Source organism: Streptosporangium sp. NPDC006013 (assembly GCF_040614275.1).
Lineage (GTDB): Bacteria > Actinomycetota > Actinomycetes > Streptosporangiales > Streptosporangiaceae > Streptosporangium.
On sequence record NZ_JBEXUE010000012.1, the window covers coordinates 1 to 12376 of the forward strand.

Below are 12376 nucleotides of genomic sequence, written 5' to 3' on the forward strand. Positions count from 1 at the left end.
TGTCCTGATCACACTTGATGCGATCAAGCCCTACCATCCACGACCATGCGATGGTTTGGGTGCCCGTTGGCGCCGGTGATCTCCGATGGGCACAATCATGGTCATGACATGGATCTTCACCTCCGACATCGAGGCGTACGCGGGGATGGCGGAGCCGTGGCTGCTGCGGGATCCGGTCCGCAACACCGTCCCTCTCACGGTCCTGCGCGCCGTACGGAGCGGTCTGTGGGGCGATGACGTGCTGCTGGGCAGGCTGGATCGTGACGACCGGATCGTGGCGACCGCGATCCAGACGCCTCCGCACCCCCTGCTGCTCCCCGATATCCCCGCCGACACCGTGCTCGGCCTCGCCACCGACCTGATCGAGAAGGAGAGGGCGATCCCCGGCGTGACCGGGCCGCTCCCGCTGGCCGAGGCGTTCGCCGCCTCCTGGTGGCGGCCCGAGGCCAAGCGCCGCGCGGAACGCCTCTACCGGCTCGACGTGCTGCTTGGCCCGGACCCCGCTCCGCAAGGGTCCTCGCGGGTGGCCGTCGCCGACGATCTCGATCTCCTGGTCCGGTGGGGCGAGGAGTTCCAGGCCGAGGCCGAGGCCGTCGGCCCCGTCGATCTGACCCCGCTGGTGGCCAGCCGGATCGCCAGACGGGAACTGCTCGTGTGGGAGGCGGGCGGGCGGCCCGTCGCGTTCGCCGGGGCCTCCTCGCCCATCGGCGGGATGTCCCGGGTCGGCCCCGTCTACACGCCCGCGGAGTTTCGCCGGAAGGGCTACGGCACCGCGCTCTCGCACGCGGTGAGCGCCAAGGTGCTCACCGAGGGCGCCGAGGAGGTGCTGCTCTTCACGGACCTGTCCAACCCCACGTCCAACTCGATCTACCAGGCGATCGGCTACCGGCCGGTGGCCGACTACGCCTCCATCACCTTCGCCTGACCTTTCTCGGCGCGCGTCTCCCGCCCGCCCGGGGAGGCCCCGCGGGAAGAGACAGGACGTCGGTGGCACGGGTGTGCGGCGAGCGAGCCGGGTAACCTTGGGGTCATGCCCCGATACGACTTCCGCTGCCGCGCCTGCGGGTCCACCTTTGAGATCTCCCGTCCGATGGCACGCTCCGGTGAGCCGGCGCTCTGCCCCGACGGCCACGACGACACGGTCAAGCTGCTGTCCACCGTCGCGGTGACCGGCGGCTCCGCGAGTTCCTCGGCCGCGCCCCGGCCCTCCGGCGGCGGTGGCGGGTGTTGCGGCGGCGGCTGCTGCGGCTGACCACATCGGGAGTCTGCCACCCGGACCGGCCCGGACCGGCCCGGGGTGGCAGCTCGAGATGACCTGACCGCGACCGGTTATGCGGCGCGCTTGCCCTGGAAGGGCAGGAATCCCTCGGCTCGGTGCGGGCGGGCCGGCACGAAGGTGGGTTCGGTGGCGACGATCCGGTCGAACCGGAACGCCCGGATCGCGTGGCGCATGCGGCACATGCCGACGAGATACCAGTATTCGCGGTGGACCATGCAGGTCACCGGGTCGACGTCACGGACTGTGATCCGTCCGGAGACGTCACGGTAGTGGAGGCGGATGACGAGGCCTGAGGTGATGGCGTTGGCGATCGTCCGGGCGCGGTCGGCGATCGGGGCGGGCATCGGCTCGGTGAGGGTCGTCAGGGTGGTGGCGACGACGTCGTCGTCGATCTCCATCTGCTCGAACGCATGACGCAGGCCGCTGCGAGCGGCGCCTGCCTGCGGACTCGACCCCAGATGCGCCATCGACAGGGCGAGGGCGGCGATCTCGGCGGCCGTCAGCGGGGTGGTGAGCTTCATGACGCTAGTCATACCCAGATAATACGTCCGAGCACTGACATTTTTTCGAACCTCCTATCGGGTAAGGCATCTCTACCCGATAGGAGGCCCAGGTCAGCGTGACAGCTGTGACAGGTCGCGCGAGGCACCGGTGGAGGCGGAGGTGGTAAGCGCGGCGTACGCCTGCAGCGCGGCGCTCACCGGGCGCTGGCGCGTCCGCGGCCGGTAACCGCCCAGGTCGGCCAGGAGCTTCTCCCGGCGGGCGGCCAGTTCCTCCGCGGAGACCTTCAGCTCGATCGAGCGGCCAGGGATGTCGATCGTGACGAGGTCGCCGTTCTCGACGAGCGCGATGATGCCGCCCTCGGCCGCCTCGGGGGAGGCGTGACCGATGGACAGTCCGCTCGTGCCGCCGGAGAAGCGGCCGTCGGTGACCAGCGCGCAGTCCTTGCCCAACCCCTTGCCCTTGAGGAACGAGGTGGGGTACAGCATCTCCTGCATGCCGGGCCCGCCCTTCGGCCCCTCGTAGCGGATCACCACGACGTCGCCGGCCTTGACCTTGTTGTTGAGGATGCCCTCGACCGCGTCGTCCTGCGACTCGAAGACCACCGCGGGGCCCTCGAACCTCCAGATCGACTCGTCGACCCCGGCGGTCTTGACGATGCAGCCCTCGGTGGCGATGTTGCCGTAGAGGACGGCCAGGCCGCCGTCGCGGGTGTAGGCGTGCTCGATGTCACGCACGCAGCCCTCGGACCGGTCGAGGTCCAGCTCCTCCCAGCGGGCGCCCTGGGAGAAGGGCTTCACGGTGCGGGCGTTGCCGGGGCCCGCGTGCCACAGCTCAAGGGCCTCGGGCAGTGCACGCGGCGACTGCGGGTCCCAGGCGTCGAGGTAGTCGCCCAGGGTGCCGCCGTTGACCGTGTAGGCGTCGCGGTGGAGCAGACCGCCCCGGTCGAGCTCGCCCAGGATCGCCGGGATGCCGCCGGCGCGGTGGACGTCCTCGACGTGGTACTTCGCGGTGGCGGGGGCGACCTTGCACAGGCAGGGCACCCGCAGCGAGATCTCGTTGATCTCCTTCAGCCCGAAGTCGACCTGGGCCTCGCGGGCCGCGGCGAGGATGTGCAGGATCGTGTTGGTCGAGCCGCCCATCGCCACGTCCAGCGCCATGGCGTTCTCGAACGCGTCCTTGGTCGCGATGGCGCGCGGCAGGACCGTCTCGTCGTCCTGCTCGTAGTAGCGGCGGGTGATCTCCACGAGCTGGCGTCCGGCGTCCTCGAACAGCTTCCTGCGTGCCTTGTGCGTGGCCAGGATCGTGCCGTTGCCCGGGAGCGCGAGGCCGATGGCCTCGGCGAGGCAGTTCATCGAGTTGGCGGTGAACATGCCGCTGCACGAACCACAGGTCGGGCAGGCGTTCTCCTCCATCTCCAGCAGCTCCGCGTCGGAGACGGCGTCGTTGGCCGCGGCGATCATCGGGTCGATCAGGTCGAGCTTCCCGTTGGGGGTCTTGCCCGCCTCCATCGGACCGCCGGAGACGAAGACCGTGGGGATGTTCAGCCGGAAGGCGGCGAGCAGCATGCCCGGAGTGATCTTGTCGCAGTTGGAGACGCAGATCAGCGCGTCGGCACAGTGCGCGTTGACCATGTACTCGACCGCGTCCGCGATCAGTTCGCGGCTGGGCAGCGAGTACAGCATGCCGCCGTGACCCATCGCGATGCCGTCGTCGACCGCGATCGTGTTGAACTCGCGAGGGATCGCCCCCGCCTCGCGGATCGCGCCGGCCACGACGTCGCCGACCTCGCGCAGGTGGACGTGCCCGGGGACGAACTGGGTGAAGCTGTTGGCCACGGCGATGATCGGTTTCCCGAAGTCCTCGCCGGCCACGCCCGTCGCCCGGAGTAGGGCCCGGGCCCCGGCCATGTTCCTGCCGTGAGTGACCGTACGAGACCTGAGGGCGGGCATGAGGCTTCTCCCATCATCGAAACCGTGGTCTATGAATGGTACGGCCACCGCTCAGCGCGTGAGACGACTGCCCATGCCATGAGACATCGGGTTCGTGACCACAGGTTCCGCGAACACCGCCGCTTCGCGGACACCGTGTGGGAGAGCCGGTGAGGACGGCCGAGGTCAGTTCTCCGGGTAGCGCGCGGGCAGGACCTGCGCGGCGACCTCGTAGATCCTGTCGATCTCGGTGTCGGTGAGTGAGCGCTCCCGCTTGGTGATCCATTTACGGACACGACTGCCGTCGAATACGTCGACCTCGCGGACGTTGAGGACCTTCCAGGGGATGGCCGGGCCGTAGATCGCCAGGGACGGCACGATCGCGATCTCACGGCCGAGCTCCGCAGCGATCAGCTCGGCGGCCTGGGACGCCTCCCAGCGCGCCTCGTCGAGACGGGGCTTCTGGTTGAACGGGCCGTGGAACAGCTTGCGGTGCGACTGGACGCGGACGGGAAGCCGCTTGTCCCACTTCTCGGAGTCGACCGCGTAGACGCCGGTGGGACCCACGACCAGGTGGTCGATCTGGGCCTCGCTGCCGGGGATCGCGCGGGCGTGCAGGGTGCGGTAGCCCCCGCGCTCCAGCCGTTTCAACTGCATCTCCGTCCGCCGTTCCGCGACCGAGGAGCGCCGCCAGGCGGGCACCGACGAGTTGGAACGGGAGTGAAGCACCGTGTCGACGATCGCGGCCACCACGGCGGCGGTGAAGCCCAGCTGCCAGCTGGCCAGCAGGATGGCCGCGAGCACGCCCACACCGACCGCGACGAGAACGCGTCGGCGCAGGTGGCGGTACTTGGGGTGATCGAGCAGGCTGCGCAGCGCGGCGCGCTCGACGGGTGCGTACGTAGACGCTGGTGCGGCGGGTCGAGACGTCGGCCGGTCCTCGGCCTGTCGGTCACTGACCCAAATCGGTGACGTAGTGTTACCGTCTTCTGGTACCTGACCGGAATCCACGTAACTCACGGTAGCTGACGTCCCCGGGGGGTGCCTAGTATTGCGTTTCTCATACTTTTGTGACCGCCGTCACCCGCTTGGCGCTGCTATGAACCGGGTATCTACGGGCTTCCACTCTGGATAACCGCGCGCTCTGCGCCTACTGTGCGGGGCGTGGCTCACATTCACGATCTTAACGCTCTGGAGCAGGCGGCAGCCGTGCGGCGCAGGGAGGTCTCGCCCGTCGAGATCACCGAGCACTACCTCGACCGGATCGCCCGCCTGGACCCCCAGATCGGCGCGTACGTAACGGTGACCCCCGAACTCGCCCTGGAGCAGGCGCACAAGGTCGAGGCGAGGGTGCTCGCCGGAGACGATCCCTCGCCCCTGGCCGGGGTGCCGATCCCGATCAAGGACCTCAACCTCGTCAAGGGCGTGCCGATCCACTTCGGCTCGGCCACCTACGAGGACTTCGTCGCGCCGGTGGACGACAGCGTGGTCGAGCGGCTCAGGGACGCCGGGACGATCATGCTCGGCAAGACCGCGACGCCCGAGTTCGGGCTGCCGTGCTACACCGAGACCGCCGTCTCGGCGCCCAGCCGCACCCCGTGGGATCTCTCCCGGTCGGCCGGCGGGTCCAGCGGCGGCGCGGCGGCGGCGGTCGCCGCGGGCCTGGCCCCCGCCGCGCAGGGCAGCGACGGCGCCGGGTCGATCCGCATCCCCGCCTCGGTCTGCGGGCTGTTCGGTATCAAGCCCTCCCGGGGCAGGATCAGCTTCGCACCGATAGTTCCCGACCTGGCCGGCCTGTCGACCAACGGCCCGATCACCAGAACCGTCGCCGACGCCGCCGCGCTGCTCGACGTGATGGCCCACCACAACCCCGGCGACCTCTATCACGCGCCGCCGCCGGAACTCGGCTCCTTCCACGCGTACGTGGGCCGCGACCCCGGTCGCCTGCGGATCGCCCGCTACGCCGAGCCGCTGGTCCCCGGCGTCGTGGTGGACCCCGAGGTGCTCGCCGCCTACGAGCACGCCTCGGCGGAGCTGGCGGCGCTCGGACACGAGGTGGTCGACATCGCCCCGCCGTTCGGGCCGGACACGGTGCCGCAGTTCGTGACGCTCTGGTACGCGTTCTCGTGCATGCACCCGGTCGATCTGACCAAGCAGGACAGGCTCCGGCCGCTGACCGCCTGGCTGCGCGAGCGCGGCTTCGCCACCCCGGCCCCCGACTTCCTGCAGGCCCAGTCGGCGCTGCAGCTCGCCACCCGGTTCGGCCTGCTGGCGACCGACCCATACGACGCGGTGCTCACCCCGACCGTGACGCAACCGCCCAGGCCCGTGGGCTGGTTCGAGGACGTCGAGGGCCCCGAGGAGACCTTCGAGCGGATGAAGCGGTTCGCCGCCTTCCCCGCCGTCTACAACGTCAGCGGCCAGCCCGCGGTCAACCTGCCGCTGCACTGGAGCGCGGACGGCCTCCCGATCGGCGTGATGCTGGCCGGCAGGTTCGGCGGCGAGGGCACCCTGATCTCCGTGTCGTCGCAGATCGAGGCCGCTCGCGGGGGTTTCTGGGGGGAGCGCAGGCCCACCACCTGGTAGTCCTCGACGGGCCGCCGACCCGGGGTTACTTTTGAGACATGGACAGCGCGATCGAGGTCCTGGGCTTTCTCATCGGGGTCTCCGGTGGCCTGTTCCTGCTCATCGTCCTGCTTGTGACGATGCCCGGCAGGATGCGCGACAGGGCCGCGAGGAGCACATCGGCGGGTGCGGTCTGGCTGGGGGGACCGTTCGGCAGCGAGCGCGGGGTCAGCGACGCCGTCCTGGTGCTGACGGAGCGGCGTCCGAGCCTGCCTGCGGCGCCTGAGGCAGACTGGGTCTCGCTCGCGGAGACCGCCGAGCCGGGGCGGCACACCGGTGGAGCGTCGGCGGCCTGGTGAGGCCCGGCGAGGGCCGGCGAGGGCCGGCGAAGGCGAGGTACGGAGATGCTGACCCTGACCTCGACAGAGGGGGACGACGTCCGCGGGGCCCTGCGCACCGCGGAGCGGCTCACCGGACTGCGCTTCGCCGCCTACCTCGGGCCGGCGATCGGCCCGCGCCGCCACTTCTCGGAGCGGCTGCACGCCGCGCTGGGAGAGGAGGCCGACAGGGCGGTGCTCGTCTTCGTGGACCATCGCGGGAGGGCGCTGGAGATCGTCACAGGTCCGCGGGCCAGGGCATGGCTGCCCGACGCCGAATGCCGCGCGGCCGCGATGTCGATGGCCGCGATCCTCGGTCTGGGCGACCTGGTGGGCGGGGTGGTCACCGGAGTCCTGCTGCTGGCGGACCGGGCGGCGCGGCGCGGATGATCCGTTCGCGCTGAGCGAAGATGATTTTCCCGGATAATCGGCTCGTGCTGAGGATCAGGTGGGACGCGCTGCTGGGTCGCTCTTCCGGGGGGTTCACGGCGGCGCGGGAGCCCGACATGATCATCGGCTACGTGCAGGAGGCATTCGCCGATGTCCGGGCGAGGGTCCGCAGGGAGGATGAGACGGCGGTCATCCTGCTGGTCACGACGGGCGCGGCAGCCGGTGCCGTCGTCGTCGGGCTGCTGAACGGGTACTGGAGGCCCGGCGAGCTGTCCAGCAAGATCGAATGGCTCTGGTGGACCGGCATGTTCTTCTGGCTGATGGGGATCCTCATGCTCGTCGGAGCCCTCTACCGCCGTACCGCGAGGCTGGCGGGCAGGACGCTGGAGAGACGCCGGTTCTATCCCGGGGGGTTCGGCGGCGAGGTACGGCCGGGATCGAGGCCCGGCGACAGGGTCGACCTGCTCGTCCTGGAGATCAGGAGGCTCAGCGCCGTCGGAGACGCCAAGCAGCGCTACATCCGCCGGGGCGTCTGGCTGATGCTGCTCTCCATCACCTGCTGCGCGCTGTCGGTGTTCGTCAGCCGGTTGCTCTGATCCACCCCGCCATCAGCGTCGGTTCAGGGCCGGTTCAGGACTGGAGAAGCCGCACCAGGTGGCTGCTGATGTCCGTCAGCAGCGTCGAGGGCGTCACCGGGGCGCTCGCGACGGCGGAGAACAGGGCCGGCAGCCCCGGCAGGGGGAAGCCGTCGTCACCGGACGCCTCGGCGCCCACCTCGTTCTTGGCCAGGATGGTCCGGCTGCGCTCCCAGGCCTCGATGACCTCCTCGGGAGAGGGCACGCCGAACCCGTGGCCCACCGGAGCGGCGTGCCGCAGCCGCACCAGCGGGGTCTCGGCGAAGGCCAGCGCCACACCGGCACGCAGGGCGAGGTCGTCGCGGCGGTCCGCTCGCACCCAGTCCATCGCGGTGCAGGGGTTGCGGCAGTCGGCCACGCAGGTGGCCAGCGCCCCGGCGACCTGGCTGTGCTGGCGGTCGAAGTAGGCGCGCCACCCCTCGGCGGGCTCTCCCGCCACGCGCAGTGTCCGGTTGACCGCCGACTGCTCGGCCTTCGTGTGATCGCACTCGCGGTCGCCGATCACCCCGAACCTGCTGTCCGGCGCGGTCAGGCCCGCCGGCCAGCGCGCGGGATCACCGGCGTTGCCGAGTACCGGCTCGAATGCGAGCAGCGGGAGATACTCGCTGGCGATGTGGATGGCGGCGACCATGGGGCTCAGCTCGCGACGGTGCCACCTGACCGCGATGACCTCCAGCAGCAGCCCGTACGCGGGCCGCAGCGACTCCAGCGCGCCGCGTGGCTGCTCGCGGGGTGTCTGCGGCATCGTGCAGGCCCGAGCCCGCCGCCGCAGGTCACTCGGTACGGCCCGCGCCTCGGCGGCGAAGTCCTCCGCGTCGAGCGAGAGCAGCCGCTGGCCGAACTCGCACGCCGCCTCGATGTCGCCCGCCTTCTCCACGACACCGGAGGCGAGGGCTCCGACATCACCAAAGGCGTACCTCCTGGCCAGGGAGATGAGCAGATCACGTGCCGATTCCACGGGGTTGCCCTCTCTTGACTTCGCTTTCCGGGGCCGGAGCCCGGAGTCCTCACCCCCGGCGAGATCTCGATGACCGGACGGAGCCGGACATGGGGTGTTTCTTGCGATTGACACCTATCTCTACCAGTGTTCGCCCCGAGGTGCTCAGGGCCGCCTGGCCTCAGCGGCCCGTGACGGCGCACCGGACGGACACCCCCCGCCCGTCTGGCGGGGAGTGTCCGTCCGGTCTCAGCGGCGAGGTCAGCCGGTGGCGGCGTCCTTGGCCTGGGCACGCAGGGCGCGGCCGATACTGTCGGCGCCCTCGAGCAGCAGGCGCCGCAGGGCGTGCGGCGGCTGGTCGGCCGAGATGAAGTCCTGGGTCCTGGCGACCGTCTCGGGGGAGATGACCAGAGCCGGGTAGCAGCCGTTGGCGAAGTTCTGAGCGCTGTCGGAGGTCCAGGACTTCCAGATCCTGCCGATCTCCTCGAAGTACTTCGCCGCGTACGGCTCCAGCAGCTCCGGGTGGCGCGGGTCCATGAAGCCGACGATCGTCGAGCGGAGCAGCGCGCCGCTCAGCTTGCCCTCGATGATCGAGGCCCAGGCGTTCGCCTTGCCCTGGACCGTCGGGATCGAGGCACGGGAGAGCGCGGCGGAACGCTCGCCCGTCGCGGTGGCGTCGCGCAGCAGCTCCTGAGCGATGTCCTCCTCGCCGAGCAGACCGCCGGAGACCAGGGCGACGGTCAGTGTCCAGCGCAGGTCGGCGTCGACGGTGAGGCCGTCGAGCACGGTCTCACCGTCCAGCAGTCCCTTCAGGAACGCCAGGTCCTCGGTTGAGGTGACGGTGGCGGCCAGCGCGTTCAGGTAGGCGAGCTGGTAGTCGGAGCCGGGGGCGGCACCGGTGACCAGGTCGCGCAGCGCGGAGGCCAGCCGGGCCATGCCCTGGGCGCGCCAGGCGGGGTCGGCGTACTGCTGGAGGGCCAGGCGGGTCTGGCGGAGCACGGTCTGGGCGACCGTGATGTCGGTGATCGACTTGATCCCGGAGACGGCCAGGGCGAGATAGTCGCGGGCGGACATCTCGGCGTCCCTGGTCATGTCCCAGGCGGCCGACCAGCACAGCGCACGGGGCAGGGACTCGGTGAACTTGCCGATGCCGCCGTTCACCACGGTCTGCAGCGACCGCTCGTCGAGCCTGACCTTGGCGTAGGTCAGGTCGTCGTCGTTGATCAGGATCAGATCCGGCTGTACCTCGCCGACCAGCTCGGCCACCGCGGTGCGCGCGCCGACCACGTCCAGCTCGACTCGCCTCACCCGGACCAGCCTGTCGTCCCGCAGGGAGTACAGGCCGATGGCCACGCGGTGCGAGCGCAGCGTCGGGTAGTCGGCGGGGGCCTCCTGGAGCACGTCGAACTCGATGAAACGGCCCTCGGGGTCGGTGGTGAACGACGGGCGCAGCGTGTTGACCCAGGAGGTCTCCAGCCACTCCTTCGACCAGGAGGACAGGTCGCGCCCCGAGGTGCGCTCCAGCGCGCCGAGCAGGTCCGCGAGCGTGGTGTTACCCCAGGCATGCTCGCGGAAGTAGTCGCGTACCCCGGCCAGGAAGTTGTCCAGCCCCACGTAGGCGACGAGCTGCTTGAGGACCGAGGCGCCCTTGGCGTACGTGATCCCGTCGAAGTTGACCTCGACCGCGTGCATGTCGACGATGTCGGCGGCGATCGGGTGGGTCGAGGGCAGCTGGTCCTGGCGGTAGGCCCAGGACTTCTCGACGTTGGCGAAGGTGGTCCAGGCGCCCTGGCCCCAGCGGGTGGCCTCGGCCTGGCAGAGCACCGAGGCGTAGGTGGCGAACGACTCGTTCAGCCACAGGTCGTCCCACCAGCGCATGGTGACCAGGTCACCGAACCACATGTGCGCCATCTCGTGCAGGATCGTCTCGGCGCGGCGCTCGATCATCGCGTCGGTGACGCGCGAACGGAAGACGTAGTCCTCCAGGAAGGTCACGCAGCCCGCGTTCTCCATCGCCCCGGCGTTGAACTCGGGGACGAAGAGCTGGTCGTACTTCCCGAACGGGTAGCGGACGCCGAAGATCTCGTGGAAGAAGTCGAAGCCCTGCCTGGTCACCTCGAAGAGGTTCTCCGGGTCGAGGTGCTCGGCGAGCGAGGCCCGGCAGTACAGGCCCAGCGGGATGCCGTCGTGCTCGGAGGTCACCTTGTGGTACGGCCCGGCGCACAGCGCGGTGATGTAGGTCGACATCACCGGGGTGGGCGGGAAGTGCCAGCGCTTGGCCGCCTGGAGCGCACCGTGCTTGCCATGGTGCTCCGCCAGCTCCTCGGCCGAGTCGGGCGCCGCGTTGGAGATGACCTCCCAGTGGGACGGCGCGAGCACGGTCAGCTCGAAGGTGGCCTTCAGGTCGGGCTGGTCGAAGCACGCGTACATCCGGTGCGCGTCGGCCGTCTCGAACTGGCTGTACAGATAGACGCTCTTGTCGACCGGATCGACGAAGCGGTGCAGGCCCTCGCCGGTACGGGTGTAGGAACAGTCGGCGTCCACGCGCAGCTCGTTGGTCTCGGCCAGACCCGGCAGCGGCAGCCGCCCGGTCTCCAGGTCATAGCCGCTCACGTCCAGCTCGACGCCGTTCAGGACCGCCTTGCGCACCTTCGCGCCGGCCAGGTCGACGAACGTCTCGGCACCCGGGCGGGTGCTGGTGAAGCGGACCGTGGTGACGCTCTCGAAGCGCTCCTCACCCTCGGTCAGGTCGAGCTCCACCGCATAGGACTGCACACTGAGCAGCCGTGCGCGCTCGCGCGCCTCATCACGGGTCAGATTGCCTGCCACTACCGCTCCCTCTTCACAACTTCCCCCGCTCCGTTGCTAGGGGGTGACTGAATCCTGCCATGTAAGGCCGCGACGCGCGGCGTTGGCACAACCTGTGGGCTGATCATTAAATTTGAGAATAAAGCCACATGTAAAGGTATTAATCCACCCATGGAATAGGGAACTCAGCTGTCCGGGTTGTCGCTGTCGACGAAGTCTTACGACCAGGAAGCCGAGAAGATGACTGAGCGAGTCCCCGTTGACCTCTGGTTTGACCCCTTCTGCCCGTTCGCGTGGATGACCTCTCGCTGGCTGCTGGAAGTGGAGAAGGTGCGGCCGATCGAGCCGCGCTGGCACATCATGAGCCTCAACGTGCTGAACGAGGACAAGGAGGTCCCGGACAGCTACCGCGAGATGATCGCCAAGGCCATCGGCCCGGTCCGAGTGGTCACCGCGGTGCAGGAGAAGTACGACTCCGAGACGGTGGGCCGCCTCTACACCGAGCTTGGCACCCGCTTTCACAACCAGGGCAGGGTCAAGGAGCTCGACACGCTCCGCGAGACCGTCGAGGAGGCCCTGGAGGCCGCCGGGCTCGACCGCGCGTTCGCCGACGCGATGGACTCGACGGAGTTCGACGAGGCACTGCGCGCCTCGCACAACGACGGCATCGACCGGGTCGGCCAGGAGGTCGGCACCCCGGTGATCTCGGTCGAGGGCGTCGCCTTCTTCGGCCCGGTCATCTCGCCCGCGCCCAAGGGCGAGGACGCGGGCAAGCTCTGGGACGGGGTACGGCTGGTCGCGGCCACCGACGGCTTCTTCGAGCTCAAGCGGTCCAGGGACCGGCGTCCGATCTTCGACTGATCCGCGGCTCCGTCCTTTCCTCAGGCCCGCCGGGAGTGATCGCGGCGGGCCGATGGAATCGCGGTTGTGTCCCCGTACAACGATGATCTCTG

At 69.7% G+C, this 12376-nt stretch carries 12 protein-coding genes; 7 read left to right on the forward strand and 5 right to left on the reverse strand.

Annotated elements, in window-relative coordinates:
• The first annotated feature begins 103 nt into the window (after positions 1-103).
• Positions 104-925, forward strand: a complete 822-nt coding sequence (locus ABZ260_RS03520; RefSeq protein ID WP_355612435.1) for a GNAT family N-acetyltransferase — start codon at positions 104-106, stop codon at positions 923-925.
• A 105-nt stretch (positions 926-1030) separates the two neighbouring features.
• Entirely contained in the window at positions 1031-1252 is a 222-nt protein-coding gene (locus ABZ260_RS03525) for a zinc ribbon domain-containing protein (RefSeq protein ID WP_350929731.1), read from the forward strand.
• A gap of 77 nt (positions 1253-1329) precedes the next feature.
• Here the strand turns inward: ABZ260_RS03525 and ABZ260_RS03530 are convergent, their stop codons facing one another.
• The 3 genes from ABZ260_RS03530 to ABZ260_RS03540 all read right to left on the reverse strand — a co-directional run bounded on the left by ABZ260_RS03530 (position 1330) and on the right by ABZ260_RS03540 (position 4722).
• The gene (locus tag ABZ260_RS03530; RefSeq protein WP_350929730.1) at positions 1330-1812 is read right to left on the reverse strand and encodes a WYL domain-containing protein; all 483 of its coding nucleotides are present in this window, start codon (positions 1810-1812) and stop codon (positions 1330-1332) included.
• Between the two features lie 81 nt (positions 1813-1893).
• Complete coding sequence (gene ilvD, locus ABZ260_RS03535; RefSeq protein WP_355612439.1) at positions 1894-3732, reverse strand: dihydroxy-acid dehydratase; 1839 nt, start codon at positions 3730-3732, stop codon at positions 1894-1896.
• Positions 3733-3897: 165 nt separating this feature from the next.
• The gene (locus ABZ260_RS03540) at positions 3898-4722 is read right to left on the reverse strand and encodes a nuclease-related domain-containing protein (RefSeq protein ID WP_355612442.1); all 825 of its coding nucleotides are present in this window, start codon (positions 4720-4722) and stop codon (positions 3898-3900) included.
• 153 nt (positions 4723-4875) lie between these two features.
• On the opposite strand from ABZ260_RS03540, the gene ABZ260_RS03545 reads away from it, so the two are divergent.
• Genes ABZ260_RS03545 through ABZ260_RS03560 form a run of 4 tightly spaced genes read left to right on the forward strand, consistent with a single transcriptional unit; the run spans position 4876 to position 7639 of the window.
• Positions 4876-6297: an amidase gene (locus ABZ260_RS03545; protein WP_355612445.1), complete on the forward strand. Its 1422-nt coding sequence runs from the start codon at positions 4876-4878 to the stop codon at positions 6295-6297.
• 38 nt (positions 6298-6335) lie between these two features.
• Positions 6336-6635 (forward strand): hypothetical protein, encoded by a 300-nt coding sequence (locus ABZ260_RS03550; RefSeq protein WP_350929726.1) that lies wholly within the window; start codon positions 6336-6338, stop codon positions 6633-6635.
• Between the two features lie 45 nt (positions 6636-6680).
• Positions 6681-7043, forward strand: a complete 363-nt coding sequence (locus ABZ260_RS03555) for a DUF5130 family protein (RefSeq protein WP_355612448.1) — start codon at positions 6681-6683, stop codon at positions 7041-7043.
• Positions 7044-7087: 44 nt separating this feature from the next.
• On the forward strand, positions 7088-7639 hold the full coding sequence (locus ABZ260_RS03560; RefSeq protein ID WP_355612451.1) for a hypothetical protein: 552 nt from the start codon (positions 7088-7090) through the stop codon (positions 7637-7639).
• Positions 7640-7673: 34 nt separating this feature from the next.
• Here the strand turns inward: ABZ260_RS03560 and ABZ260_RS03565 are convergent, their stop codons facing one another.
• Together ABZ260_RS03565 and pepN are read right to left on the reverse strand one after the other, a co-directional pair.
• Complete coding sequence (locus ABZ260_RS03565) at positions 7674-8636, reverse strand: hypothetical protein (RefSeq protein ID WP_355612454.1); 963 nt, start codon at positions 8634-8636, stop codon at positions 7674-7676.
• A 240-nt stretch (positions 8637-8876) separates the two neighbouring features.
• Positions 8877-11444 (reverse strand): aminopeptidase N, encoded by a 2568-nt coding sequence (gene pepN / locus ABZ260_RS03570; protein ID WP_355612457.1) that lies wholly within the window; start codon positions 11442-11444, stop codon positions 8877-8879.
• Positions 11445-11663: 219 nt separating this feature from the next.
• Here pepN and ABZ260_RS03575 point away from each other — a divergent pair, with 219 nt between their 5' ends.
• Complete coding sequence (locus ABZ260_RS03575) at positions 11664-12284, forward strand: disulfide bond formation protein DsbA (protein WP_355612460.1); 621 nt, start codon at positions 11664-11666, stop codon at positions 12282-12284.
• Positions 12285-12376 lie beyond the last annotated feature (92 nt).

Bases quoted from the DNA above. Each gene is read 5' to 3' on its own strand.
- ABZ260_RS03520 (WP_355612435.1), top strand. From the start codon at position 104: ATGACATGGATCTTCACCTCCGACATCGAGGCGTACGCGGGGATGGCG.
- ABZ260_RS03525 (WP_350929731.1), top strand. From the start codon at position 1,031: ATGCCCCGATACGACTTCCGCTGCCGCGCCTGCGGGTCCACCTTTGAG.
- ABZ260_RS03530 (WP_350929730.1), bottom strand. From the start codon at position 1,812: ATGACTAGCGTCATGAAGCTCACCACCCCGCTGACGGCCGCCGAGATC.
- ilvD (WP_355612439.1), bottom strand. From the start codon at position 3,732: ATGCCCGCCCTCAGGTCTCGTACGGTCACTCACGGCAGGAACATGGCC.
- ABZ260_RS03550 (WP_350929726.1), top strand. From the start codon at position 6,336: ATGGACAGCGCGATCGAGGTCCTGGGCTTTCTCATCGGGGTCTCCGGT.
- ABZ260_RS03555 (WP_355612448.1), top strand. From the start codon at position 6,681: ATGCTGACCCTGACCTCGACAGAGGGGGACGACGTCCGCGGGGCCCTG.
- ABZ260_RS03575 (WP_355612460.1), top strand. From the start codon at position 11,664: ATGACTGAGCGAGTCCCCGTTGACCTCTGGTTTGACCCCTTCTGCCCG.